Origin of the sequence: Dysosmobacter welbionis, assembly GCF_005121165.3 — a bacterium.
GTDB classification, from domain to species: Bacteria; Bacillota; Clostridia; order Oscillospirales; family Oscillospiraceae; genus Oscillibacter; species Oscillibacter welbionis.
On record NZ_CP034413.3, the window covers coordinates 2,889,944 to 2,914,939 of the forward strand.

Annotated in this window: 29 protein-coding genes; 13 read left to right on the forward strand and 16 right to left on the reverse strand. The window is 62.2% G+C overall.

Translation table 11 applies throughout. The features are described 5' to 3' along the window. Positions 1-10 precede the first annotated feature (10 nt). Complete coding sequence (locus tag EIO64_RS15090; RefSeq protein ID WP_136891560.1) at positions 11-211, forward strand: hypothetical protein; 201 nt, start codon at positions 11-13, stop codon at positions 209-211. A 53-nt stretch (positions 212-264) separates the two neighbouring features. Next, positions 265-921: a cytidylate kinase-like family protein gene (locus EIO64_RS15095; RefSeq protein WP_021749745.1), complete on the forward strand. Its 657-nt coding sequence runs from the start codon at positions 265-267 to the stop codon at positions 919-921. Positions 922-1,026: 105 nt separating this feature from the next. On the opposite strand, the gene EIO64_RS15100 is transcribed toward EIO64_RS15095, so the two are convergent. Then, on the reverse strand, positions 1,027-1,401 hold the full coding sequence (locus EIO64_RS15100) for a winged helix-turn-helix domain-containing protein (protein WP_021749746.1): 375 nt from the start codon (positions 1,399-1,401) through the stop codon (positions 1,027-1,029). A gap of 253 nt (positions 1,402-1,654) precedes the next feature. Here EIO64_RS15100 and EIO64_RS15105 point away from each other — a divergent pair, with 253 nt between their 5' ends. The 4 genes from EIO64_RS15105 to EIO64_RS15120 are packed head-to-tail and all read left to right on the forward strand — an operon-like array spanning position 1,655 to position 3,662. After that, positions 1,655-2,680 (forward strand): aldo/keto reductase, encoded by a 1,026-nt coding sequence (locus EIO64_RS15105; RefSeq protein ID WP_119310717.1) that lies wholly within the window; start codon positions 1,655-1,657, stop codon positions 2,678-2,680. 15 nt (positions 2,681-2,695) lie between these two features. After that, entirely contained in the window at positions 2,696-3,139 is a 444-nt protein-coding gene (locus EIO64_RS15110; protein ID WP_021749748.1) for a WapI family immunity protein, read from the forward strand. Between the two features lie 39 nt (positions 3,140-3,178). After that, positions 3,179-3,412, forward strand: coding sequence for a hypothetical protein (locus tag EIO64_RS15115; RefSeq protein ID WP_025545071.1), 234 nt, complete (start codon positions 3,179-3,181; stop codon positions 3,410-3,412). 13 nt (positions 3,413-3,425) lie between these two features. Further along, positions 3,426-3,662 carry a hypothetical protein gene (locus EIO64_RS15120; protein ID WP_021749750.1) on the forward strand — a complete coding sequence of 79 codons (237 nt, stop codon included), beginning with the start codon at positions 3,426-3,428 and terminating at the stop codon, positions 3,660-3,662. Positions 3,663-3,801: 139 nt separating this feature from the next. Here the strand turns inward: EIO64_RS15120 and pckA are convergent, their stop codons facing one another. Together pckA and rsmA are read right to left on the reverse strand one after the other, a co-directional pair. Next, entirely contained in the window at positions 3,802-5,409 is a 1,608-nt protein-coding gene (pckA, locus tag EIO64_RS15125; RefSeq protein WP_136891561.1) for a phosphoenolpyruvate carboxykinase (ATP), read from the reverse strand. Between the two features lie 90 nt (positions 5,410-5,499). Then, positions 5,500-6,366, reverse strand: coding sequence for a 16S rRNA (adenine(1518)-N(6)/adenine(1519)-N(6))-dimethyltransferase RsmA (gene rsmA, locus EIO64_RS15130; RefSeq protein ID WP_136891562.1), 867 nt, complete (start codon positions 6,364-6,366; stop codon positions 5,500-5,502). Positions 6,367-6,505: 139 nt separating this feature from the next. Here rsmA and EIO64_RS15135 point away from each other — a divergent pair, with 139 nt between their 5' ends. Continuing rightward, complete coding sequence (locus tag EIO64_RS15135; protein ID WP_051319996.1) at positions 6,506-7,189, forward strand: YjjG family noncanonical pyrimidine nucleotidase; 684 nt, start codon at positions 6,506-6,508, stop codon at positions 7,187-7,189. Between the two features lie 73 nt (positions 7,190-7,262). Here EIO64_RS15135 and EIO64_RS15140 read toward each other — a convergent pair whose 3' ends face one another. From EIO64_RS15140 to EIO64_RS15155, 4 genes are all read right to left on the reverse strand, one after another. Then, complete coding sequence (locus tag EIO64_RS15140; RefSeq protein WP_136891563.1) at positions 7,263-8,288, reverse strand: G5 domain-containing protein; 1,026 nt, start codon at positions 8,286-8,288, stop codon at positions 7,263-7,265. A 347-nt stretch (positions 8,289-8,635) separates the two neighbouring features. Continuing rightward, positions 8,636-8,830, reverse strand: a complete 195-nt coding sequence (locus EIO64_RS15145) for a heavy-metal-associated domain-containing protein (protein ID WP_021749759.1) — start codon at positions 8,828-8,830, stop codon at positions 8,636-8,638. Between the two features lie 15 nt (positions 8,831-8,845). Further along, positions 8,846-9,196 (reverse strand): metal-sensing transcriptional repressor, encoded by a 351-nt coding sequence (locus tag EIO64_RS15150; protein WP_021749760.1) that lies wholly within the window; start codon positions 9,194-9,196, stop codon positions 8,846-8,848. A 33-nt stretch (positions 9,197-9,229) separates the two neighbouring features. Beyond that, a complete protein-coding gene (locus tag EIO64_RS15155) occupies positions 9,230-11,479 on the reverse strand; it encodes a heavy metal translocating P-type ATPase (RefSeq protein WP_136891564.1) in 2,250 nt (749 codons plus the stop codon). Between the two features lie 217 nt (positions 11,480-11,696). Here EIO64_RS15155 and dpaL point away from each other — a divergent pair, with 217 nt between their 5' ends. Then, a complete protein-coding gene (gene dpaL, locus EIO64_RS15160; protein WP_119310724.1) occupies positions 11,697-12,911 on the forward strand; it encodes a diaminopropionate ammonia-lyase in 1,215 nt (404 codons plus the stop codon). A 44-nt stretch (positions 12,912-12,955) separates the two neighbouring features. On the opposite strand, the gene EIO64_RS15165 is transcribed toward dpaL, so the two are convergent. The 4 genes from EIO64_RS15165 to EIO64_RS15180 form a co-directional block, all read right to left on the reverse strand. After that, entirely contained in the window at positions 12,956-13,375 is a 420-nt protein-coding gene (locus EIO64_RS15165) for a hypothetical protein (RefSeq protein WP_136891565.1), read from the reverse strand. 13 nt (positions 13,376-13,388) lie between these two features. Then, a complete protein-coding gene (locus EIO64_RS15170) occupies positions 13,389-14,258 on the reverse strand; it encodes a DUF4367 domain-containing protein (protein ID WP_136891566.1) in 870 nt (289 codons plus the stop codon). A gap of 72 nt (positions 14,259-14,330) precedes the next feature. Beyond that, entirely contained in the window at positions 14,331-14,843 is a 513-nt protein-coding gene (locus EIO64_RS15175; protein ID WP_021749765.1) for an RNA polymerase sigma factor, read from the reverse strand. Positions 14,844-15,019: 176 nt separating this feature from the next. Next, a complete protein-coding gene (locus EIO64_RS15180; RefSeq protein WP_136891567.1) occupies positions 15,020-16,297 on the reverse strand; it encodes a redoxin domain-containing protein in 1,278 nt (425 codons plus the stop codon). Between the two features lie 182 nt (positions 16,298-16,479). Between EIO64_RS15180 and EIO64_RS15185 the strand changes: the two genes are divergently transcribed. The 3 genes from EIO64_RS15185 to EIO64_RS15195 all read left to right on the forward strand — a co-directional run bounded on the left by EIO64_RS15185 (position 16,480) and on the right by EIO64_RS15195 (position 19,209). Continuing rightward, on the forward strand, positions 16,480-16,998 hold the full coding sequence (locus EIO64_RS15185; protein ID WP_021749828.1) for an NUDIX hydrolase: 519 nt from the start codon (positions 16,480-16,482) through the stop codon (positions 16,996-16,998). Between the two features lie 113 nt (positions 16,999-17,111). Further along, positions 17,112-17,765: a TetR/AcrR family transcriptional regulator gene (locus EIO64_RS15190; RefSeq protein WP_021749829.1), complete on the forward strand. Its 654-nt coding sequence runs from the start codon at positions 17,112-17,114 to the stop codon at positions 17,763-17,765. A gap of 181 nt (positions 17,766-17,946) precedes the next feature. Beyond that, positions 17,947-19,209, forward strand: a complete 1,263-nt coding sequence (locus tag EIO64_RS15195) for an MFS transporter (RefSeq protein WP_136891568.1) — start codon at positions 17,947-17,949, stop codon at positions 19,207-19,209. Here EIO64_RS15195 and EIO64_RS15200 read toward each other — a convergent pair. Further along, positions 19,161-19,895: a single-stranded DNA-binding protein gene (locus EIO64_RS15200; RefSeq protein WP_249390704.1), complete on the reverse strand. Its 735-nt coding sequence runs from the start codon at positions 19,893-19,895 to the stop codon at positions 19,161-19,163. The genes EIO64_RS15195 and EIO64_RS15200 overlap by 49 nt on opposite strands. Positions 19,896-19,936: 41 nt before the next feature. Between EIO64_RS15200 and EIO64_RS15205 the strand changes: the two genes are divergently transcribed. Then, positions 19,937-20,494: a hypothetical protein gene (locus tag EIO64_RS15205; protein WP_025544844.1), complete on the forward strand. Its 558-nt coding sequence runs from the start codon at positions 19,937-19,939 to the stop codon at positions 20,492-20,494. A gap of 74 nt (positions 20,495-20,568) precedes the next feature. On the opposite strand, the gene EIO64_RS15210 is transcribed toward EIO64_RS15205, so the two are convergent. Next, positions 20,569-21,741 carry an NAD(P)-dependent malic enzyme gene (locus tag EIO64_RS15210; protein WP_136891569.1) on the reverse strand — a complete coding sequence of 391 codons (1,173 nt, stop codon included), beginning with the start codon at positions 21,739-21,741 and terminating at the stop codon, positions 20,569-20,571. Between the two features lie 164 nt (positions 21,742-21,905). Between EIO64_RS15210 and EIO64_RS15215 the strand changes: the two genes are divergently transcribed. Further along, on the forward strand, positions 21,906-22,352 hold the full coding sequence (locus EIO64_RS15215; RefSeq protein ID WP_021749835.1) for an RrF2 family transcriptional regulator: 447 nt from the start codon (positions 21,906-21,908) through the stop codon (positions 22,350-22,352). 51 nt (positions 22,353-22,403) lie between these two features. Here EIO64_RS15215 and EIO64_RS15220 read toward each other — a convergent pair whose 3' ends face one another. From EIO64_RS15220 to modB, 3 genes are read right to left on the reverse strand one after another with little or no spacing between them, the layout of a single operon-like run. Then, positions 22,404-22,901: a MogA/MoaB family molybdenum cofactor biosynthesis protein gene (locus EIO64_RS15220; RefSeq protein WP_021749836.1), complete on the reverse strand. Its 498-nt coding sequence runs from the start codon at positions 22,899-22,901 to the stop codon at positions 22,404-22,406. 14 nt (positions 22,902-22,915) lie between these two features. Continuing rightward, complete coding sequence (locus EIO64_RS15225) at positions 22,916-23,962, reverse strand: sulfate/molybdate ABC transporter ATP-binding protein (protein WP_136891570.1); 1,047 nt, start codon at positions 23,960-23,962, stop codon at positions 22,916-22,918. Then, positions 23,962-24,642, reverse strand: coding sequence for a molybdate ABC transporter permease subunit (modB, locus tag EIO64_RS15230; RefSeq protein ID WP_119310732.1), 681 nt, complete (start codon positions 24,640-24,642; stop codon positions 23,962-23,964). Before modB ends, EIO64_RS15225 begins: the two co-directional genes overlap by 1 nt. Positions 24,643-24,996 lie beyond the last annotated feature (354 nt).

Genomic DNA, 24,996 nt, shown 5'->3' on the forward strand with positions numbered 1-24,996 from the left:
AGCGCGTGCCATGTCGCTTTCCCTGGAGCAGGTCGGTGCCGTCCTGCTGGCCCTGGTGATTCTCTTTGTGGCGGGACACCTCTGGTATGCACTGGTGGAGATGGTGAAGGATGCTATTGCCCGCCGCTTTTTTTCCGGAAAACGGGAGCCCTGGCATCCCCTTCCGCCGGATGAGGGCGATTCCGGCGACGGTCCGCCCGGTACTGTTTGACGGCGGCCTCTTCTTGCGGTATAATAAAACCAACAAGGAGAGGAGGGTTCTCTATGAAAACCATCATCACCATCGGCCGGCAGTTTGGCAGCGGCGGCAAGGAGATCGGCATCCGCGTGGCCAAGGAGCTGGGCATTCCCTTCTATGACAAGGAGCTGCTGCAGGAGGCCGCCAAGAAGAGCGGCCTGTGCGAGAAGATTTTTGAAAACTTCGACGAGCGGCCCAAGAGCCTCCTGTACTCCATCGCCATGGATTCCTATATGTTTGCCCTGCCCGGCAGCGGTGTGGGTGACTCTCTGGAACAACAGGTGTATCTGGCGACTTTCAACACCATCCGGCACATCGCGGACCAAGGGCCCTGCGTTATCATCGGCCGGTGCGCGGACTACGCCCTGGCGGACTATCCCAACCACCTGAGCCTGTTTATCAGCGCACCTCTGGAGGTCCGTATCCAGCGCGTGGCCCAGCGGCAGAACCTCACGCCGGAGAAGGCCCGCCAGCTGATCCTCAAGACCGACAAGCGCCGGGCGTCCTATTACGAGTACTATTCCTCCAAGAAGTGGGGCAGTGTGGACAGTTACCACTTCTGCATCGATTCCAGCTATCTGGGCCTGGGCCGGACCGTGGAGCTGATCCAGGCCATGGTGGCCCACAAGGAGCATCCGATCCCCAGCCCCACGGAGGAGGATCCCACCCGTCCCCGGACGTAAGCGCCGCAAAACACGGAGGGACCGGAGCCGCACAGGCTCCGGTCCCGTTTTCCTGTTCAGAGAGGATAACTCCTGGGCAGGCACGGCGGCTCACGCCGCACCGGGTCATGGCCGATGGTCCAGATCCCGGTAGAAGCGGAAGGCATCCTCGAATTTCCCCTGGGCGTAGGTGCCCACATCGGCGCAGTAGGCCTCATAGGCCGCCAGAAGGCGCTCCGCCTCCGGCGTCAGCACCGCGCCGCCGCCGTGGGCACCTCCGATGGTGGAGGAGAGCAGCTTGCACCCAAACACTGTCTCAGCTGTGCGGATGATACGCCACGCCTTGGAGTAGGCCATTTCCATAGAGGCGGCTCCGGCCCGGAGGGAGTGGTGCTCCCGCACCCGCTGCAGCAGGGTGGCGATGCCGGGGCCGAAGCAGCGCTGGTCATCGTCGCTGTAAATCCGCAGCGTCACTTTCAAATGGAGCTCATTCTGTGCCATAGGGCGCCTCCTCTGTTTCTGTCCCAATCCCCCGCCGGGACCGTCCGGACACCCATCCGGGGCCCGACCTGCCGGGCGAGACCCCAATAGGCTGAGGACAGGGGTGCCGGGGTCCCGGACGGGAGATCATGTCCCTCCGAAGCGATATTCTGCTTCTATCATATCACAGGATTTGCGGTTTGCAAACCTGGAAAAATGTGATACAATCCAATGCAGGGGAGTGACCCGCTCTGTGCGGGAAGGAGGAACTATTATGGAGAAAATCAGACTGGGCCGTACCGGCCTGCTGGTGACCAAGACGGCGTTCGGTGCCCTGCCCATCCAGCGGATTTCCAAGGCGGATGCAGTGAAGCTGGTCCGCCGGGCCTGTGAGGCGGGAATCAACTATTTCGACACCGCGAATATGTACACTGACAGCGAGGAAAAACTGGGAGAGGCCCTCCACGACGTGCGGCAGAACGTGGTGATTTCCACCAAGAGCGGCGGAGGAGACAAAAAGACGGTCCAGGCCCACATTGAGCAGAGCCTCCGCAGCCTGCGGACGGATTACATCGACCTGTTCCAGTTCCACAATCCGGCGGTGCTGCCGGATATCCATGACCCGGACGGGCCCTTTGCCGCCGCACTGGAGGCCAAGCAGAAGGGCTACATCCGCCACATCGGCATCACCAACCATCGGCTGAAGGTGGCCCACGAGGCCATTGAGTCCGGCAATTTTGAGACGCTGCAGTTCCCCTTCTGCTATCTGGCCACGGAGAAGGACCTGGAGCTGGTGGAGCTGTGCCGGGAGCACGACATGGGCTTCATCGCCATGAAGGGCCTCTCCGGCGGCCTGCTGAACAATGCGGAGGCCTGCTACGCCTTTATGCAGGAGCATCCAGACGTGGTGCCCATCTGGGGCATCCAGCATGAGTGGGAGCTGGACCAGTGGCTGGAGCTGACGGAGCGGAATCCCCGCATGACGCCGGAGCTCCAGGCGGTGATCGACCACGACCGGACGGAGCTGTCGGGGGACTTCTGCCGCTCCTGCGGCTACTGCCTGCCCTGCGCCGCCGGCATCGACATCCCCCAGGCGGCCCGGATGGCCCAGCTGCTGCGGCGGGCACCCTACAAGCCCTATCTGAGCGACGAGTGGCGGGAGAAGATGCACCAGATCAAAAACTGCATCCACTGCAACGCCTGCAAGTCCCGCTGTCCCTATGGGCTGGACACCCCGGCCCTGCTGCAGAAGCAGCTGGCGGACTACGACGCGTTTTACGCCGCCCATCACAACGACTGAAAAGGAGAACCCCAGATGCTCTTCCGCAATGAGGAGTCCAGCCTGAGGCTGGATATCGTGAACTATGAATTTCCGCCGGACGGCGGCGACCCCACCAGTGACGACCGGAACTGGCTGGTGCTCCGGGCCACTTGGAACAAGGAGGACGGAGACGTGGTGAAGGATTCCAACAGCTGCCTGCTGACCCACGAGCTCCAGAGCATGAGCGCCGGGCTGAAAGTGCTGAAGGCTGGAATCCGGGATGTGTACGTCAGTGACTTTCAGGAGAACTTTTACTTCTCCGTCGGCGCCCGGGCATTGGGAGACGGGACCTTTGAAGTGGTGGTGTCCTTCTATCTGCCCAACACCATGGACGGGGACGACACCGCTGAGATCACCTGCACCATGGACCAGAAGGAGATGGAGGCGCTGATCGGCGAACTGGACCGGCTCTGCGAAAAATTCCCGGATCGGACCTGAAAAACCCCGGAGCCCCGGTTGGAAAGAAGGTGAACAGGCTTGAACTATAAGACGAGCTATTGGCTGATGCGGATATTGGGCATCGGCGGCATTCTGGTGATGCTGATCGGCGGGATCACCGGCAGAACCGTCATCGGCGTGCTGGGCATCATCTGTGTGCTGGTTGGGACGCTTCAGATGAATTTCTTCTACCACTGCCCCCACTGCAAGCGGGATCTGCCCAAGCGGACCCTGCCCAAAACCTGCCCCTATTGCAAGAAGCCCCTGGACTGAACGGAGGGCGGCCATGGACTACAAGAAGAGTTATACGCTGCTGTGGGTGGGGCTGATTGCCGGATTCGTCCTGATGCTCATCGGCGTGTTTCTGGAGATTGGATGGCTACTGTGGCCGGGAGCGGTGGTTGTTATGGCGGATGTTCTCCAGACGCTGCTGTTCTTCCGGTGTCCGTACTGCGGCGGACACTGGGATCCCCGGGGCGGCATTCCCCACTACTGCCCGGAGTGTGGGGAGTACATTCGGTAAAAATCCTGTTATACTGGCAAAACAAGGCCGCTCTGCATTTGCAGAGCGGCCTTGCGGCTGTGTGGAACAAGCGGCAGTGTGTTCCATCAGATGAGGGCGCTGCTTCCGCGGCGCCCTCATCTGGCTTTTCGTTTTTTACTTACTCTGCCTTGGGGCCGGCAGCTACCAGAGCCTTGCCCGCCTCGTTGGCGGCATACTTGGAGAAGTTCTTCACAAAGCGAGAGGCCAGATCCTTGGCTTTGGTATCCCACTCGCCGGCGTCCGGGTAGGTGTCCCGGGGGTCCAGGATGGCGGGGTCCACACCGGGAAGAGCGGTGGGCACCTCAAAGTTGAAGTAGGGGATGGTCTTGGTGGGAGCAGTCAGAATAGAGCCGTCCAGAATGGCGTCGATAATGCCGCGGGTATCCTTGATGGAGATGCGCCTGCCGGTGCCGTTCCAGCCGGTGTTCACCAAGTAGGCCTTGGCACCGGACTTCTGCATCTTCTTTACCAGCTCCTCGCCATACTTGGTGGGATGCAGCTCCAGGAAGGCCTGGCCGAAGCAGGCGGAGAAGGTGGGAGTGGGCTCGGTGATGCCCCGCTCGGTGCCGGCCAGCTTGGAGGTGAAGCCGGACAGGAAGTAGTACTGGGTCTGCTCCGGGGTCAGGATGGAAACAGGGGGCAGCACGCCAAAGGCGTCGGCGGACAGGAAGATCACATTCTTGGCGTCGGGTCCGGCGGACACGGGTCGCACGATCTTCTCAATGTGGTCGATGGGATAGGAAACGCGGGTGTTCTCAGTGACGGAGTCGTCGGCGAAGTCGCAGTGGCCGTTCTCGTCCACAGTCACGTTCTCCAGCAGGGCGTTGCGCTTGATGGCGTTGTAGATGTCGGGCTCGGCGTCCTTGTCCAGGTTGATGACCTTGGCGTAGCAGCCGCCCTCAAAGTTGAATACGCCGTTGTCATCCCAGCCGTGCTCGTCGTCGCCGATGAGCAGGCGTTTGGGGTCGGTGGACAGGGTGGTCTTGCCGGTGCCGGACAGGCCGAAGAACAGGGCGGTGTTCTCGCCGTTCATATCAGTATTGGCGGAGCAGTGCATGGAGGCCATACCCTTCAGGGGCAGGTAGTAGTTCATCATGGAGAACATGCCCTTCTTCATCTCGCCGCCGTACCAGGTGTTCAGGATGACCTGCTCCCGGGAGGTGAGGTTGAAGATGGCGGCGGTCTCGGAATTCAGGCCCAGCTCCTGATAGTTCTCCACCTTGGCCTTGGCGGCGTTGTAGGAGATGAAGTCAGGCTCGAAGTTCTCCAGTTCCTCAGCAGAGGGCTGGATGAACATATTCTTGACGAAGTGGGCCTGCCATGCCACCTCCATGATGAAGCGGATGGCCATGCGGGAGTCGTGGTTGGCGCCGCAGAACACATCCATCACAAACAGACGCTTGTTGGACAGCTGCTCCTGCGCCAGCTTCTTGCAGGCATCCCAAGCCTCCTGAGAGGCGGGCTTGTTGTCGTTTTTGAACTCGTCGGAGGTCCACCACACGGTATCCCTGGAGGTGTCGTCCATCACAATGAACTTGTCCTTGGGGGAGCGGCCGGTGTAGATGCCGGTCATGACGTTGACGGCCCCCAGGTCGGTGACCTGTCCCCTGTCATAGCCCTCCAGGCCGGCCTTGGTCTCCTCCTCAAACAGGAACTCATAGGAGGGATTGCGGATAATTTCCGTGGTACCAGTAATACCATATTTACTCAGATCAATGGTTGCCATTTGAATGACCTCGTTTCTGAATAATCTTCCAGCCGGCGCGGCGGAGGGGCATTTTTCGTATCAATATCATACACGGTGCGGGAGATAAAGTCAATCTCCATCCGCCTCCCGCCCCAGCGCGGCGGAGAGGGCCGCGAAGTCCTCAAGCGTCAGCTGTTCCCCCCGGACGGCGGCAGGCAGGCCCATATCGGCGATGGCCTGTTGGATGGATTCCTTGGGAATCCCCGGCAGGGCGGCGGAGAGGCTGTTGGCCAGGGTCTTGCGCCGCAGCAGGAAGCCGCCCCGCATCACTTTGAAGAAAAAGCTCTCGTCCGCTACATCCACGGCGGGCCGCTCCCGCCGGACGCAGCGGATCACGGCGGAGGTCACCTTGGGAGCGGGGAGAAACTTCTCCGGCGGCACGTCGAACAGCAGCTCCGGCTTCATGTAGTACTGGAGGAACAGGGAGAAGGAGCCGCCCTCAGAGGAGCCCTGTGGGGCGCACAGCCGCCGGGCTACCTCCCGCTGGATCATCACCGTGAAGGCAGTAAAGCAGGGGGACTCCACCAGCTTTTCCAGAATGGGAGAGGTGACGTTGTAGGGCAGGTTGGCGCAGACTATAGGCGTGAGGCCCTGGAACTTCTCTGCCGTGATGGCCGTGAGGTCCAGTTTCAGCACGTCCCCCGGCACGACCTCCACATTCGGATAGGGGGCCATGGTCTCCGCCAGCACCGGCAGCAGGGCCCGGTCCAGCTCCACGGCCACCACCTTCCCGGCCCGCTGGGCCAACTCCGCCGTCAGGGGGCCGATGCCCGGGCCGATCTCCAGCACGCCGCAGCCTGCGTCCGCGCCGGAAGCCTCCGCGATCCGGCGGGGCACCTCCGGATCGATCAAAAAGTTCTGTCCCATGGATTTGGAGAAATGGAACCCATGCCGGGCCAGCAGGTCCCGGATGGTGTTGTAGTCACAGAGATTCATACCTGATCCCGCCTTTCTTCAGCAGTATATCAAATTTTTGCGGGTCTGCCAACCCCATCCCGGCGAGGGAATGGTCCTTGCAAAATACCGCCTGATCCGGTAAACTGGTGGCATCAAAAAATCCCCAGGAGGGATGCAGATGCGATTCATTTTTCTGGACCTGGACGACACCATTCTGGACTTCCACCGGGCGGAGCGGCAGGCGCTCTCCCAGACCCTGCGGCACTTTCATGTAGACCCCACGGACGCCGTTCTGGACCGTTATCACGTCCTGAACCGCCGACAGTGGGAGTTGCTGGAAGAGGGGAAGCTGACCCGGCCCCAGGTGTTGGTCCGGCGGTTCCAGCTGCTGTTTGATGAGCTGGGGGTCCGTGCTGCTCCGCAGGAGGTCTGCCAGCTTTATGAGGAACAACTGGCCCAGGGCCACTTCTTCGTGCCCGGCGCCCAGGAACTGCTGGAGGCCCTGCACACAAGATATGAGCTGTATCTGGCCACCAACGGCACTCCCGAGGTCCAGAACAGCCGGATCGAGAGCGCAGGCATCGCCCGCTATTTCCAAAACATCTTCATCTCCGAACAGATGGGGGCCTATAAGCCCAGCCCGGCCTTCTTCCACGCCTGCTTTGCGGCGATCCCGGACTTTGATGCGGCGGAGGCCATGATGGTGGGGGACAGCCTGACCTCCGACATCCGGGGCGCCCGGAACGTCGGCCTGCGGTCTTGCTGGTACAATCCCCAGTACCTGCCGCCCCGGCCGGACATCCCGGCGGATTATACCATCGGGGCCCTGCCGGAGCTTCCACCCCTGCTGGAGCGGCTGTGAGCGCGATTGAAAAGAGGTCCCCCGCTTTTGGCGGGGGACCTCTTTTCAGAATGTGCCTCTGCGGGCAGTTTCATCACTCCAGGATATAGACATTGCACGTCCGCCGTCCGAAGTTGATGCACTGCTGATAGGTGTCGTAGTACAGGTCCACGATATTTCCCCGCACGCCAGTATCCGCCGCCACGGCGGTGCCGTAGACCACGGAGCCGTCGGCCGCCACGATATACATCTTAGTGCCCAGGGGGATAACGTTCTTGTCCACAGCCACGGTGCCCACCTTGACCAGAGTGCCGGTGGCGGTGGTGTAGTCAGCGCCGCCGTGGCCCGCGGTGTAAGCGGTGGCGGTCATGGACTTCACGCCGGAGAAGTTCAGAGTGGTGCCGTCTGTCAGGGTCAGGATGCCGCTGCCGTCGGCGTTTTTAGAGACGCTGGCGACGCCCGCCCTGGTGGAAGCGACGGCGGTGCCGTACTCCACGACTTCATTCACGGCGGTGCTCTCCAGCTCCTCCACGAACTGGCGGGAGATCTCCTCGCCGCCGGACCAGACCACCTCATAGATGGAGGTGCGGACGCCGTCGGCGCCCTCCTGGACCACCTTCTCCGTGCCCTTGGGCAGGGAGGGATTGGCCACCCGCACTGTCTCGTAGGTGGCGGGCTCCTCCACCTGGTCGTAATAGGTCAGCTCGGAGGCAATGGTCAGCTCGGCGCTGTCCTCGTCCAGATCCACGGCTACCATCTCCAGGGGACTGGGGGTGATGTGGAGCCGTTCCAGCAGCTCTGCCACAGTCTCGCTGCGGGCCTTGGCGGTGACGGTGCTGCCGTCGTGCGTGACCGTGACCTCCTGTCCGGCGGTCAGGGCCATGTCATAGCCACTCTGGCCGCTGGAGAGGTACACCAGCTGAGAGGACATCTCGCCCTCCCGGACTTCCTCCTCGTTCAGCACGATGGCGGCGTCCTCTGGACCGGTGAGAATATACACGGCGTTTGCGTGATCGGTGACGATCCAGCTGGTGCAGACAACGGCGGCCAGCACAAAGAGCTGCAGACCGAACCGGGCCTTGAGGCTGTGCAGCTTTTTCTCAAAAGCATGTGTGTTCAAAATCAGATACCTCCTCAGAAAAGGTCTTCCATGCCAGTCTTCCCTGGTTTTGGAAGGTCTATACCTCGGTGTTTTCCTGAATGAAAACAACTTGTAACTTTTGTTACCGATTGGAAAACTGGGGCTAGTATACACCGGCTTCCCACTTTTGTCAAGTTTTTGTGGGGGTTACGGTGTTATGTCTCCCACTTTGCAGAAAAACAACGCGGTCGAGCTGTGCAAAAGTCTGGAGAAAAAATAAAAAAAGTAACAAATTGGTGACATAAAACCGACGCAAAAAAACAGGCCCCGCGCCTGTCTGTTCAGACGCGGGACCTGTTGGGGAACCCCCTCTGTTTTCAAGGGATTCAGCGGACCTCCGGCGTGAAGCCCAGATCCTCCAGCTCGCTGACGGCTGTCTTGACGCAGTTGTCACAGCCGTCGACGGTGACAGTCTTGGTGTCCAGAGAGACAGAGAACTTCAGCTCCGCGGCGGTGAGGGCGTTGGTGATGCGCTTGACGCAGTTCTCACACATCATATCAGGGACAGAAATCGTAGTCATATTGAGTGCTCCTTTTCATTTCATCAGTTTTTGAATGGTGACCAGAAGGTCGTCCACGACCTCCAGATGTCCGTTTTGGATGTCCTGCACCACGCAGGAGTGAATATGGTTGCTGAGCAGCTCCCGGGAAAAGGCGTTCAGCGCCGACTGGATGGCGGAGACCTGGGTGAGGATGTCCGTGCAGTAGCACTCTTTTTCCACCATGCCCCGGACGCCTCGGACCTGGCCTTCGATCCGGTTCAGCCGCCGGATCAGGGAGTCGTACTCCGGGGCCTCCCGGTGCTTGTGGCGGCAGGGACAGCCTGCCGCTGTCTCCTCCGCCGGTGCCTCGGCGGCGGGGACTGCTTGCAAAGTCTGATCTTCCATATAGAATACTCCTTTTTCCCGTTTCCCGTCAAATCACAGTTTGGCCCGGCCCAGCCGCAATGCGTTGCCTACCACGCAGACGGAGCTGAGGCTCATGGCCGCCCCCGCGAACATGGGGGACAGCAGAGGGCCGCCGAAGGCGAACAGCAGGCCCGCCGCGATGGGGATACCGATGGTGTTGTAGCAGAAGGCCCAGAAGAGATTCTGCTTGATGTCCCGCAGGGTCAGCCGGGAGAGCCGGATGGCCCGGGGTACATCCTGCAGGTCCGAGCGCATCAGCACAATGTCCGCGGACTCGATGGCGATGTCGCTGCCGCTGCCGATGGCGCAGCCCACGGTGGCGGCGGTGAGGGCTGGGGCGTCGTTGATGCCGTCGCCCACCATCATCACCTTGCGGCCCTGAGACTGGAGCCGCTCCACCACGCCGGCCTTCTCCTCTGGCAGCACCTCGGCGATGACTTCGTCCACACCCACCAGGGAACCGATGTGCTCCGCCGCCGCCCGGTTGTCGCCGGTCAGCAGCACGGTCCGGATGCCCTGCCCGCGCATTTTCTGGATGGCGGCGGCGCTGGTCTCTTTCACCGGATCGGCCACAGAGATCAGGCCCAGCAGGGTGCCGCCCCTGGCGAAGTACATGGGGGTCTGGCCCTGGGCGGAGAGGCGCTCCGCATCAGATGCCAGAGAGGAGACGTCCACGCCGTGCTCCTCCAGCAATCGGCGGTTGCCGGCCAGGACGGTCTCGCCGCCCAGCACGGCCTTCAGGCCCCGGCCAGACAGGTTCTCAAAGCTCTCCGGCCGGACGGTGCCGCCGTAGCCATGCTCTTGGGCGTAGGCGGTGATGGCGTTTGCCAGGGGATGGGCGGACACCGCCTCCACCGCCGCCGCGGCGGACAGCAGGTCGGATGCCTCACACCGATGGGGGAGGACCTCCGTCACGGCGGGGGTGCCCTCGGTGACGGTGCCGGTCTTGTCCAGCACCACCGTGTCCACGCTGTGGGTGATCTCCAGAATCTCGCCGGAGCGGATCAGGATACCATGCTTGGCCCCCAGGCCCGTGCCTACCATGATGGCGGTGGGAGTTGCCAACCCCAGGGCACAGGGGCAGGCGATGACCAGCACCGATGTGAACACCCGCAGCACAAAGGAGAAGGGCTGCCCGGCGATGGCCCAGATGACGGCGGCCAGCAGCGCGATGCCCATGACCACCGGCACGAACACACCGGCCACTTTGTCGGCGGTCTTGGAGATCGGGGCTTTCCGGCCCTGGGCGTCCTCCACGAACCGGATGATGCGGGAGAGGGTGGAGTCGTCGCCGGTACGGGTCACCTGGACGTACAGCACGCCGTTCTCATTGACGCTGCCGCCGATGACCTCGCTGCCCACGGCCTTCTCCACCGGCAGGCTCTCGCCGGTGAGCATGGCCTCATTGACGCTGCTCTCGCCCTGGGTGACGGTGCCGTCCGCCGGGACCCGGGCGCCGGGCTTCACCAGCACCACGTCGCCCACCTTCAGTTGGCTGGTGGGCACCTCCCGGCCCGTGTCCGCCAGGATGGCGGTATCCGGGGACAGCTGCATCAGGGCGGTGATGGCGCCTTTGGTCTTCTGCATATTCCGGCTCTCTAGGAACTTGCCCAGGGACACCAGAGTCAGCACCACGGCGGCGGACTCATAATAGAGATTGTGGACGTAGCTGGGATCGTCGGAGATCAGAAAGGTCATCACCAGGCTGTACGCAAAGGAGCAGCCGGAGCCGATGGCCACCAGGGAGTCCATGTTGGGGTTGCCGTGGAAGAGGGACTTGAAGCCCCCTTGGAAGAAGTTCCGGCCGCAGTACAGCACCGGCACGGCCAGGATCAGCTGCAGCACCGCAAAATTCATGGGATGGGTGTGCATGGAGAAGAGGTCCGGCAGGGGCAGAGCTGGCAGCCCGAAAGGCAGCATCTGCCCCATGGACACATACAGCAGCACCGCGGAGAACACCGCCGCCGCGATCAGCTCGATCTTCCGCCGCTTCAGGGCGGCGGTCTCTGCATCCTCAGCATTCTGGACCGTGGCGGGGGCCGGGTGCTCCAGGTGCAGGGCGGCGCCGAAGCCTGCCTTCTCCACCTTGGCCACGATCTGCTCCTGGGTGCATTGACTTTCATCGTATGCAATGGTCATGATACCGGTGGTGAGATTCACCTCGCTGCGCTCCACGCCGGGCAGCTTCCGGGTGACCCGCTCCACGGACGCGCTGCACGCGGCGCAGTGCATCCCGGAGATGTCGTATTTTTCTTCTCGCATAGGAACCTCCAATCTGCCGGAGAGATACCCTCCGGGGGTATTCTTTCTGAGACCTACTATATACCCCTGGGGGTATTTGTCAAGAGGGGAATTTTCGGCTGTGAAAAAATGCCGTGGAATCCGGAAAACCCCTTGACAACCGGGGGAACTATGGTATGATGAATATGAAATCTAACAAAAAATTTGTGAAACTAAAAAATTTTGTATGGTGAGGATTATGAGAGATTCGATCAAATGGGTCGCCAATCGGATGCCCAAGAGCGACGACCGGCAGCTTTCCATCATGTCCCTGGGGAACGTGGCCAAGGCTCGATTCTTCCACAGCAGCTTTCCCCAGTATTCCATCACGCCTCTGGCCCGGCTGGACGGCATGGCCAAGTACCTGGGCCTGGGCGGCCTGTTCGTGAAGGATGAGTCCTTCCGCTTCGGCCTCAACGCCTTCAAGGTGCTGGGCGGCTCCTTCGCCATGGCCCGGTACATCGCCAAGGAGATGGGCAGGGACGTCAGCGAGATGACCTACGACTACCTGACCAGCGAGGCATTCCGCCAGGAGTTCGGCCACGCCACCTTCTTCACCGCCACGGACGGCAACCACGGCCGGGGCGTGGCCTGGGCGGCTCACAAGCTGGGCCAGAAGGCAGTGGTCCACATGCCCAAGGGCTCCAGCCAGGCCCGGTATGAGAATATCGCCAAGGAGGGCGCCCAGGTCACCATCGAGGAAGTCAACTACGACGACTGCGTCCGCATGGCTGCGGCGGAGGCCGCCGAGACCAAGCACGGCGTGGTGGTGCAGGACACCGCCTGGGAAGGGTACGAGGAGATCCCCGCCTGGATCATGCAGGGCTACGGCACCATGGCCAATGAGGCGGCGGAGCAGCTGCGGCAGGTGGGGATCAACCGCCCCACTCACGTGTTCGTGCAGGCCGGTGTGGGTAGTTTGGCCGGAGCAGTGATCGGATATTTCACCAACCTGTTCCCCAACGATCCCCCCACCTTCGTGGTGATGGAGGCCCGGGCGGCGGACTGCCTGTACCAGGGCGCCCTGGCAGGGGATGGACAGCCGAGGATCGTGGAAGGCGATCTCAAGACCATCATGGCGGGCCTGGCCTGCGGAGAGCCCAACATCCTCTCCTGGGACATTCTGCGCAACCATGTCTCCGCCTTCGTCTCCTGCCCGGACTGGGTCAGCGCCCGGGGCATGCGGATGCTGGGCGTGCCGGTGAAGGGCGACCCCACGGTGATCTCCGGCGAGTCCGGCGCGGTGGGCATGGGCCTGATCGCGGCCCTGATGGAGACGGACGAGTACCAGGACCTGCGGGAGGCCATCGGCCTGGACCGGTTCAGCCAGGTGTTGCTGTTCTCCACGGAGGGCAACACGGATCCCATGAAGTTCCGCAAGGTGCTGTGGGACGGCGAATATCCGACGGTGTAAAAAAGAACCGGGGGAAGCATTGCTTCCCCCGATTTGTTTTCGGTTTAGGCGGTGATGACGGATGTGTTGCTGTAAAGGGTTTCGCTGCCGGAACTGTCTTTTGCATAGAGCGCAACCGTTGCATAGTAACGCACGCCGGGTGTGCCCTGGTAGTCCACTCTTCTATATGCGGCTGAAGTATTCGTATCAATTAGACCACTTGTATATGTTTTTACATCTTCATAAGAACCATTGCTTTGGCGTTCCCAAATTACAATCTCTGTAGCACCAAGTCTATCCATAATATGAGTGGCATTGATGTCAAATTCTACGGCAAATTCACCATCTCCTAAAGGAGTTGCCACAACTCTCGTATATGAAAAATAATCGCTAGCTCTTTGAGATTGAGCACTTGCAGATACTGTACCCAGAAGTATTACAAAAGTCAAAGTAAAAATAATTAAACGAATGAATTTCTGCTTCATGTGAAGACTACCCCTATTGTATAGAATCGACCATCTTTTTCAATCCATCAAAAGAAACGTGGCCTTGAATGTGCCCTTCGACCACCCCATTCAACCAAGCTACACTGTTTGTATCATTATTACTCATTAAATAATAAGTAATCCCGTCCACCTCATAAAGTTCGAATGAGTTACTATCAATTTGATATGTATCATCGTATTTTTCTGGTACAGAGTCATAAATTTGAATTCGAATTGTAAATTGCTCTTGACTGTTTTCGAATGTTCCTTGGAGTCTGATCATACCAATTTGTTCAACAACACTAATGCTTCCGACTAGTTCTGTATCTTCTGGAAACCATGTGGGAACAACTGGGAGATCAGTTCTTTCAGAAACCGCTAAACGCAGAGTATTATACGGATCATCCTGCGGCGCTTCTGCTTCCTCCTGCCCCGGCGTCACAAATCCAAAGGTCTCCGCGGTCCAGTCCGCGAACGCCTGGAGGATGTCGAACCCAAAGGCGGAGGCAGCGCCGCACAGAATCACAATGCACGCGGCCGTGATGACGGCTGCCCGCAGAATCCGGCGGCTTTTCTTTTTGGGGGAAGGGGAGGTGATTTGGTCAAGATGGGATGAGTCACGTTCCGGGAGGACCTCAGTCTCATAGGCAGAAGCCTGTCCTTGATAATTTTCCTTGAAATCCCGCCATGCGGCGTCCACGTCGACCTCCGCCGCCGGGGGATTCGCATCCCGCTGCTTCATCACCTCCATAATCGCCATGATGTAGTCCACGTCCGGCTCACCGCCGTCCGCAGCCGTGAATTCCTGCTGGAGCAGAGCCTCCAGCTCTTCGGTGCGCATTTGTTCCAGGAAAGGATACGCCGTATTTCGATCTGATGGCATCTCCGGGAACCTCCTCTGTATCTATAATGACCGTTTCGGCCCCGCTTGTTCACAGGGGCGGCGAAAAAACTTTTAGTGCCGGTTCCACTGTTTGACGAACCGCTCCTTTGAACGCTTGACCCGCATGGCCAGGGCGGACTTCTTCAACCCCATCTCCCGCGCCAGCTCCTCGTAGGTGTACTTCTCCAGATAGAGCTTCCGCAGGATCTCGTACTCCTCCGGCGTGAGGATGCTGGTGATCTCCGCCCGCTGCTGGAAATCATCCTCCGGAGAAGCGGGCATCTCGCCGGCGGCCCGGATCAGGTGCTTCCGCCAGAAGCGGTCCTCTTTCAGGAGCTCCAGGACCTTATAGCGCAGGACCCGGTACAGCCATCCCGTGGGCGAGGCGCTGCTCCAAAGATCTGCCTGATGCTCCCAAGCGAAGGCGAACAGCTCCTGCACCACCTCTTCCGCACGCCCGGCGACGGAGACGTACCAGCTTCCGCCAGTCCGCAGGGCGATCTCCGCACAGCGGAGCAGGTCCGGATACAGCTTCCGGTAGAGGGCTTCAAATCGCGGTTCATCAAAAGAATCGTTATGCGCCATAGGCGTCCCCCTTCTCTTTCTATCTATCGGGGTGCCGCGCCGCCGGAGCGGGCCGCGGTACGAATTTGATTCTAACACAAATTGCCGCAGGTTTACAACTTTTTTGCAAGCGCTCTCCGCAGCACGGGAAAAAGCCGCCGGAACCGCGAATGTGCGGCCCCGGCGGCCTGGATGGATCATCTGCGCTGCCCGGTCCTGGTCTGCTCCACGATGTCGTCCATGACCTCCCGGCTGACGGCGCCCTGGACGTAGCCGAAGACGTTGCCCTCCGTGTCGATCATGAATGTGGTGGGATAGGCGCTGATGCCGTACTGGTAGAAGAGCGTGCCCGTCTCGTCCATCACCACGGGATAGGTGTAGCCGTTTTCCTCCAGGAAGGCGGTGATGTCTTCGGCGCTGCCCTCCTGGCCGATATTGGGCCCGGCCACGCCCAGCACCACCAGCTCCCCGGCGTTCTCGTCCCAGTCCTCATACAGGGCCTGGATGTCCGGCATCTCCATCTTGCAGGGGCCGCACCAAGTAGCCCAGAAGTTCAGAAACACCGTCTTCCCCTGGTAGTCCGAGAGGGTGTGGGACTGGCCGTACTGGTCCGTCAGGGTGAAGTCCGGAGCGGGGACCACGGGGATCTCCTGGCTGTCCGCCCCGCTGTGCTCCTCCTGAGAATCGCCGGAGGGGGCCGCCTCTTCGCCGCTGTTCCCGGCGGGCTCTTCCTGCACCGTGCCGGAGCCGGCAGCCAGATCTGCGGAGATGCCGCCGGTGGCGCCGGTGAGGGTCAGGATGCCCATGACGATCAGCAGCACCGCGCCGATCTTCACCGTGTAGCGCACCACATTCTGGTGGGACTTGAAGAAATCCAGCACCGTGCCGGTGAAGAGTCCCACTGCCAGGAAGGGTAGTACGAAGCCCAGGGTGTACACGCCGATCAGCAGAAATCCCGCAGCGGAGGACTCTGCGGAGGAGGCCATCAGCAGGACGCTGCTGAGGGTGGGGCCCACGCAGGGCGTCCAGGCGAAGCTGAAGGTGAAGCCCATCACCAGGGCCACCGCCGGGTTCATAGCCAGTTTGTTCAGATGGAAGGGGAGGCGGTGTTCCTGCTCCAGCAGCATGGTCCGCTTGCCCAGCCCCAGCTGGTACAGGCCGAACAGCAGGATGATGACGCCGCTGGCCCGGGCGAACCACACTTGGTAGTTGTGGAAGAACTCCCCCAGGGCGGTGAGGCCCAGCCCCAGCAGGAAGAAGGCGAAGCTGATGCCCACCACGAAAAAGAGGGTATTGAGGAAGATCTTTCCCCGGGGATAGCGGCGGACGCCGTCCTCGCCCACCACAGCGGCGCCGCCGGCCAGATAGCTGACGTACAGCGGCACCAGCGGCAGCACGCAGGGGGAGAAGAAGCTCAGCGCGCCCTGCAGAAAGACAGTGACGGCGGATACGCTGGTCTCAATGGAAAAGCCCATGGGGACATCCTCCTGAATATGAAGTCATGGCGCCATCATACCGGGTTTTCCGGCCGCTGTAAAGAGGGATTTGCCACATCTTCCGGGAAACACGGAAGAATCCTCTTGACAGCGGGGAGCGGGGCGGTCAAGATAAAGAGTGGAAAACAAGACCGCAACGGGCGGCAGGGAGGCACTTTGCAATGGAAATGGTGGATTTGTACGACGAGAACCGGCTCCCTCTGGGCCGGACGGCGGAGCGTTACGCCCCCAAGGGGGAGGGAGAATACCGGGTGGTGGTCCATATCTGCGTGTTCGACAGCCGGGGCCGCCTGCTGATCCAGCAGCGGTCTCGGGAAAAGGCCGTCTGGCCGGAGGCATGGGATGTGTCTGCCGCCGGCGGCGTGGATGCCGGAGAGACCAGCCGCCAGGCGGCGGAGCGGGAGTTCCGGGAGGAGCTGGGCGTGGCCCTGGACCTGACGGGAGTGCGGCCCTCCTGCACCGTGAACTTCGACGGCGGCTTTGATGACTTCTTCCTGGTGGAGCGGGACCTTGGCCTGGAGGAGCTGACGCTCCAAAAGGAGGAGGTGGCCCGGGCCCGTTGGGCGGAGCTGCCGGAAATCCTGGACATGGTGGACCGGGGGGAGTTCATCGACTATCCCAAAAGCTTTCTGGCGTTTTTGTTCGACATGCGGGGGACCTTCGGCTTCTGCACCAAATGAAGCTCCGCCTGGACCGAAGCTTCAGTGCTTTTTCGGAAAACGGCCTTGACAGGGGACGTTAGACATGGTATAAACAAAACATACTGATGGTATGTATATAAGGGGGGACCGGTATGGCCCGAAACAAGCACCCGGAGGAGACGGTGGAAAAGATCCTGGCGGTCTCCGCGAAGCTGTTTATGGAAAAGGGATATGAGCACACCACCCTCCAGGACATCATTGACAATCTGGGAGGACTGACCAAGGGGGCCATCTACCACCACTTCAAGGGCAAGGAGGAGATCCTCCTTGCCATCGCGGACCGGATGGGAGAGCAGACGGAGGCCTGGATGCGGACGGTCCGGGACGATCCCGGCCTGACCGGAGCGGAGAAGCTGCAGAAGATGTTCCGGGCATCCCTGGAGAACTCGGACCAGACGGACCTGTTCGTGCTGGCGCCCAATATGCTGAAGAACCCCAAGCTGATGAGCATCCTGCTGGAGAGCATGATCGGGGAGGTCCTGCCCAACTACATGGAGCCCGTCCTGCGGGAGGCGGTGGCGGACGGCTCCATCCGGACGGACTACCCGGAGGAACTGGGGGAGCTGCTGCTTCTCCTGTCAAACGTGTGGCTGAATCCCATGATCTACCCTGCCACGCCGGAGAAGACCCGCCGCCGCATGGAGCTATACGACCAGATGCTGCGGAGCATGGGCCTGGACCTGCTGGATCAGGAGCTGTTGAATCAGTGGGAGCGATTTTGCCGCCTGTCCCAGGAACGGCTGTAAACAACAGAAGAAACTGCCCGACAGGGCAGCTTCTTTTTCACATAAATACATACCAACCAAATGTATGAAAAGGAGGAGCGTATGAGACAAACTGATCGGCTCCTGCCCCAGGACCTGGCCGCCTGTCTGTGGCTGCTGGGTCTGGCCCTGCTGGCAGGAGAGAACGGGAGGAGGAATTGAGATGCGGGAAAAGCTGTTTCACCGGGACTTCACCTTGGTGGTGATTGGACAGATCATCTCCCTGCTGGGTAACGCCGTGCTGCGATTCGTCCTGCCGCTGTATCTGCTGGACGTCACCGGTTCCCGGAGCCTGTTCGGCCTGTGCTCCGCCGCGGCGTTCGTGCCCATGGTGGTGCTGACGCCCCTGGGCGGCGTGGTGGCGGACCGTCTCCATAAGCAGCGGATCATGGTGGCGCTGGACTTCTTCACCTGCGCCCTGGTGGCCCTGACGGCGCTGGCCTTGGGACATCTGCCCCTGGTGCCGGTGCTGGTGGCGGCCATGATGTTGCTGTATGGTATCTCCGGGGCATACCAGCCGGCGGTGCAGGCCAGCATGCCCCTGCTGTGCCCGCCGGATCGGCTGGTGGACGGCAACGCCGTCATCAACCAGGTCAGCGCCCTGTCCAGCCTGCTGGGACCGCTGCTGGGGAGCCTGGTTTACGGTGCCTTCGGCGTGACACCGGTCCTGGCGGGGGCCTCCGCCTGCTTTTTTGCTTCGGCGGTGATGGAACTGTTCATCCATATCCCCCATACGCCAAGACACACTGGAGCCAGCGTCTGGCAGACCGCCAGAGCGGATCTGGCGGAGAGCGGGACCTTCCTCTGGCAGGAACGGCCGGAGATCCTGAAGTACATCGCCCTGGTCAGCGCCTTCAACCTGCTGCTGAGCGCGCTGCTGGTGGTGAGTATGCCGGTGCTCATCAAACAGACCCTGGTGCTGGGGGACACCTGGTACGGCCTCAACCAGACCGCCATGGCGGCAGGGAGCCTGGCCGGGGGCCTGACAGCGGGACTGCTGGGTCCCCGGCTGACAGTCCGCCGGTCCTGGCTGACGCTGCTGGCCTGCGGGGTCTGCCTCATCCCCATGGGGCTCTGCCTGCTGGCAGGCGTGGGGGCTGTCGCGGCCTTTGCTGTGCTGACGGCTGCGGGCTTCGTTCTGATGGCTTGCGCCGCGCTGTTCACCGTGACCATGCTGGCCCACATTCAGGCTCAGACGCCGGCCACGCTGGTGGGGAAGGTGGTATCTCTGCTGCTGACCGTCTCCCTATGCGCCCAGCCGGCGGGGCAGGCTCTCTACGGGGTCCTGTTGGAGCAGCTGGCCGGGGGCGAGGGCTGGGTGCTGCTGGGCGCGGCCTGCGGGGCCATGATCGTCGCTGCGGCGGCCCGGCGGGTGGCTTACTCTGCCGCCTCCGGCTCCAGCAGGTGCATGGCGGAGACCTCGTAGGCCACCCGTTCCTGGGCGGTGCCGTCCTCCAGGACCTTGCGGTAGGTCCGGCTCTGGACCCGGCCTTCCAGGCTGAGCGTGTCCCCCACCTGGAGCCGGGCCGCCTGGACCGCCAGCTGTCCCCAGGCAATCACCGGCAGATAGTCCGCCCGGCCGTACCGGCGGCTCACCGCCAGCATCAGGTCGCAGATGCTGCGGCCCAGAGGGGTGCGGCGGAAGATGGGGGGCTTGCACAGGGCGCCGGAGAGCAGAATGCGGTTGCAGGGCTCTCCGGACCCGGGTTCCATGGCTTGGGCATACACCGTCAGCACCAGCCGATTCCCAACGCCGGAGCGGTTGTTGAAGGACCGCAGCTGCCCCCGGACCCGGAGCGGGTCCTCCAGCCGCACCGCAGTCAGCAGGGCCTCCGGCACCAGCACCGGCAGCGTGTCCGGAGTGCCGGAGAGCCGGGGCACCTGCAGGGGAAAGCGATAAAACCGGGTGCCGTGGTTTTCATGGGAGAGTGCAGGCGCCTCCAGAGCAATCCCCTCCAGCAGCACCTCGTTGCGGGTCTGAGTCGTCATGTTGTCCACCTCTCGGTCGTGATGGTACACCTTATGAGAGCCGCGGCCGGGATAGACCTGAAAATCCCCGGCGGCGGAACAGGTCCTTGCCTCCGGGGCGGAATGCGTATATAATAAAGCCATGAATCCGGCGGCCCACCGCCGTTCCACAAGGAGGGGAAGCGATGAAAGCCATTGTCTACACATCCCAGACCGGGCACACCCAGCGGTATGCCCAGATGCTGGCGGAAAGGACCGGCGTGCCGGCATACAGCCTGAAGGAGGCCGGAAAGAGCTTGCGGCGGGGCGAGGAGATCTTCTACATGGGCTGGCTGATGGCCGGCACGGTGAAGGGCCTCCAGAGCGCCATGGACCGCTATACCATCCGGGGGGCAGCCATTGTAGGGGTCTCGCCTCAGGGGAACGGCGACCTCTGGACCGAGGCCCGGATCAACGGGGGATACAGCGACAGCGGCGGGCGGCTGTTCTATCTCCAGGGCGGCTACGCACCGGAGAAGCTGGGCTTTTTCTATCGCATGATGATGAAGCCCATGGCCGGCTCCGTTGTCCGTCAGGTGCAGGCCCGGGGAGAGGCCGCCACGGACCAGGAGCGCCGGATGGCGGAGATCTTTCAGCACGGCGGCGACTTTGTCCGGGAGGAGGCGCTGGATGAGATCGTCCGCTGGTTCCGGGAGGGCCCCCACGACGGAGAGGTGAAAGCGGTCCCCAGCGTGGACATTTGAACCTGACGAAAAAGGCCCCGGCTGTCCAAAAGGACAGCCGGGGCCTTCTGCATACGTGAACAGCAGCGGAGGACTCAGACTCTGGCCACGCCGGAGGCGCGGGCGGCCTGCTCCACAGCGGAGGCCACCGCGTCCCGTACCCGTGGATCGAAGGCGGCGGGGATGATATAGTCGGCAGAGAGGTCGTCTCCCACTAGCTCCGCCAAGGCATGGGCGGCGGCGATCTTCATAGCGTCGTTGATGTCGCTGGCCCGGGCATCGAGGGCGCCCCGGAAGATGCCGGGGAAGGCCAGCACGTTGTTGATCTGGTTGGGATAGTCGCTGCGGCCGGTGGCCACCACCGCCGCACCGCCGGCCTTGGCGTCGTCGGGGAAGATCTCCGGCGTGGGGTTGGCGCAGGCGAAGATGACGGCTCCAGCGTTCATGGTCTGCACCATCTCCTTGGTCACGGCGCCGGGGGCGGACACGCCGATGAACACATCGGCTCCCGCCAGCACGTCCGCCAGGGAGCCGGTCCGCTTCTCCGGATTCGTCACCTGGGCCATCTCCTCCTTGATCCAGTTCATGCCGTCGCTGCGGCCGGCGTAGATGGCGCCCTTCCGGTCACAGAGGGTCACGTCCCCTGCCCCGGCGGAGAGCAGCAGCTTCGTGATGGAGACGGCGGCGGCGCCGGCACCGTTGATAACGATTCGGACATCCTCCAGCCGCTTGCCCACCACTTTCAGGGCGTTGGTGAGCCCCGCCAGGGTGATGACGGCGGTGCCGTGCTGATCGTCGTGGAAGATGGGGATGTCGCACCGCTCCTTCAGCTTCCGCTCAATCTCAAAGCACCGGGGGGCGGCGATATCCTCCAGATTCACGCCGCCGAAGGACCCGGCCAGCAGGGCCACGGTGTTCACGATCTCGTCCACGTCGTGGCTGCGGACGCACAGGGGAATGGCGTCCACGCCGCCGAAGGCCTTGAACAGGACGCATTTGCCCTCCATGACGGGCATCCCCGCCTCCGGGCCGATGTCTCCCAGCCCCAGGACGGCGGAGCCGTCGGTGACCACCGCCACGGTGTTCCACCGGCGGGTCAGCTCGTAGCTCTTGCTGATGTCCTTCTGGATCTCCAGGCAGGGCTGGGCCACGCCGGGGGTGTAGGCCAGGGACAGCGCCTCCTTGCTGTCCACCTGGGCCCGGGGCGTCACCTCCAGCTTGCCCCTCCACTCGGAATGCAGGCGCAGGGATTCCTTTGCGTAATCCATGATCGGTACTCCTCTCCATAACGCTCAAAAGTTGTTTTTATTGTACGGGAAAAGCGGACGGTTGTCAATTTCCGGTGCCGGCGGGGCGGGGAAAATCCAAGCGGTCTCTTGCATTCCGGAAGCGCCTGTGGCAAAATAGATGGGACAGAAAAGGAGGCGGTTTCGTGAAGATTTCGACCAAGGGGCGGTACGCCCTGCGCCTGATGATCGATGTGGCGGTCCACGGCGGGGAGGAGTTCGTCTCCTTGAAGGATGTGGCCGCCCGGCAGGGCATTTCCATGAAGTATCTGGAGCAGATCGCGGGTCTGCTGGGAAAGGCGGGATTCCTCCGCAGCGGGCGTGGCGCCCTGGGGGGATATCGTCTGACGAAAGCGCCGGAGGAGTATACCCTGGGCAGTATCCTCCGGCTGACAGAGGGAAATCTGGCCCCGGTGGCCTGCCTGGAGACGGAGGAGAACGCCTGCGAGCGGTGCGGCGTCTGCCCGACCCTGGACTTCTGGACGGGCCTGTATGCGGCCGTGAACGAATATGTAGACCGCTTCACCCTGGCGGATCTGGTGCGGGAGGAATTGGAGAAACAGGGGAGAGCGTCCCGACCCTCCACAGACTGAATGGCAAAACGCCGGCCTCATATAGAGGCCGGCGTTTGTTTGAAAAGCAGGTCAGTCCGTCAGCCCGGCGCAGTCGGCGGGCCGTCCGGAGAGCATCTCCAGCCCGTGGGCGAGCGCGGGGAGGACGGCCTCCAGGTTTTCCCTGGCCGCCTTGGGAGAGCCGGGGAGATTCACGATGAGCGTCCCCTTCCGGATGCCCGCCGCGGCCCGGGACAGCATGGCCCGGTTCGTCACCTGCATGGAGGCGTAGCGCATGGCCTCCGGAATGCCGGGGGTCAGCCGGTCACACACGGCGAGGGTGGCCTCCGGCGTCACATCCCGGGGGGCGAAGCCGGTGCCTCCGGTGGTGACGATGAGATCCACCGGCTCCCGGTCGCACCACTGCCGCAGGGCAGCCTCGATCCGGCCCTTCTCGTCCGGGACAATGGCGGTCTCCGTCACCGCGTACCCGGCGTTTTTCAGAATTTCCACAACCAGAGGCCCGCCCGCGTCAGGGCGCTCTCCCCGGAAACTCCGGTCGCTGACGGTCAGGACAGCGGCTTTGAACATGGTAGATCACTCCTTCACGATTCCAGCAGCAGAATGGCCTCCGGCGGAACGGAGACGGTGAGGCGGTCCTTGTCCGGCACCGCCTGCCAGTTGTCCTTGTCCAGCTCCATCCGCAGCAGGGGCGCCTCCGGCGCCGCGCCCTCCGGCCGCAGCAGCACGATGGTGGAAAACACGTCCTCCACCACCTTTACTGCCGTGCAGGAGAAGGCGTTTTCCGCCCCGGGACCGGCCAGCTGAACATGGTGGGCCCGGATGCCGATCCGGCAGACGCCCTCCGGCACCGGACGGCTGCAGGAGAGCGTCAGTCCCCAGTCCGGAAGAAACACCGCATCCTCCCTTGGCCGGGCGTCGGCATAGTTCTTGCAGCCGGAGAGCCGGGCAGCGGCCTCTGTGCCGGGGCTGCGGAACAGCTCCCCCAGGGTGGTCACAGGCTGGGATCTGCCCCGGTCTATGACACACACCCGGCGGCAGTTCCGGAACACCTCCCCCCGGTCATGGGAGACCCACAGCACCGTGCCCGGGAATCCGCCCAGTGTCTCTGCCAGCTCCAGTTCCAGCTGGTATTTCAGGTAGCTGTCCAGGGCGGAGAAGGGCTCGTCCAGCAGGATGGCCGTGGGCTCCGACGCTAGGATTCGGGCCAGGGCGCACCGCTGCTGCTGCCCGCCGGAGAGCTGCCCCGGCTTCTGGTCTGCCACGGCCTCCAGCCGGAACTGCCGCAGCTTCTCCGCCACCTCTGTTTGGCGGCGGGCCTTGTCCCGCACGGCTGCGGCGATGTTCTGCCGCACCGTCATGTTGGGGAACAGAGCGTACTGCTGGAACAGGTACCCGACCTGCCGCCGCTGGGGCGGCAGGTTGATTCTGGAGGCGCTGTCGTAAAGGGTAACACCGTCCAGCTCGATGTGTCCCTCGTCCGGCGTCAGAATGCCGGCGATGCACTTGAGGGTCACAGACTTGCCGCACCCCGAGGCCCCCAGCAGGGCCAGCGTCTCATCCCCGGCGTCAAACTGGACCGCCAGATGAAAATTTCCCAGGGCCTTTCGGATGTCCACGGAAAGCGCCATTACCGTCTGCCCCCTTTTCCGGCCCGTTTCTGGCGGGCTTCCAGCAGGTTCACTGCCAACAGGAATACAGCGGAGATGGCAATGTTCACCAGCACCCAGCGGAGGGCCTCTGTGTCATTGTCGGTCCGCCAGAGCTGATAGACGGTGGTGGAGATGGTGGCGGTGCGGCCGGGGGTGTAGCCGGCGATCATGGAGGTGGCACCATACTCCCCCAGAGCCCGGGCAAAGGCCAGCACAGTCCCCGCCAGGATGCCCTGGCGGCACACGGGCATCCGCACCCGCCAGAAGATCCAGATATTGGACCGGCCCAGGGTCGCCGCAGCTTCCGCCAGCGTAGGATCGAAGCTCTCAAAGGCCCCCCGGGCGGTACGGTACATCAGGGGGAAGGCCACCACCACCGTGGCAAAGACAGCGGACCACCAGGTCATCACCAGCCTCAGGCCGAAGTGGGCCTGCACCCAGGCGCCGATGGGGCGGTTGGGCCCCAGCAGCACCAGCAGCAGCCAGCCCACCACGGTGGGCGGCAGCACCAGGGGCAGGGTCAGCACCACATCCAGCACGCCCTTCACCAGCCGGGGCAGCTTGGCGATGTAGTACGCCGCCAGGATCCCCAGGAAGAATACCGCCACCGTGGAGATGGCGGCGATCCGCAATGAGTTGTAGAGAGGGTACCAGTCCATTTCAAAAAACCTCCTGGGGAAAGGGGGCGTCTGCCATCCCGACCCGCCAGAGGCGGGCCGCCGCAGAAGCGGCGTACAAGCGTTTTGCAAAGCAAAACCTTGGAGAGGCCGGGCTTTGCCTGGCCGAGCAAAATCAAATCAAGGGCTCCCATTGGGCCAAGGCCCAATGGGAACGATGGCGGCGATCCGCAATGAGTTGTAGAGAGGGTACCAGTCCATTTCAAAAAACCTCCTGGGGAAAGGGGGCGTCTGCCATCCCGACCCGCCAGAGGCGGGCCGCCGCAGAAGCGGCGTACAAGCGTTTTGCAAAGCAAAACCTTGGAGAGGCCGGGCTTTGCCTGGTCGAGCAAAATC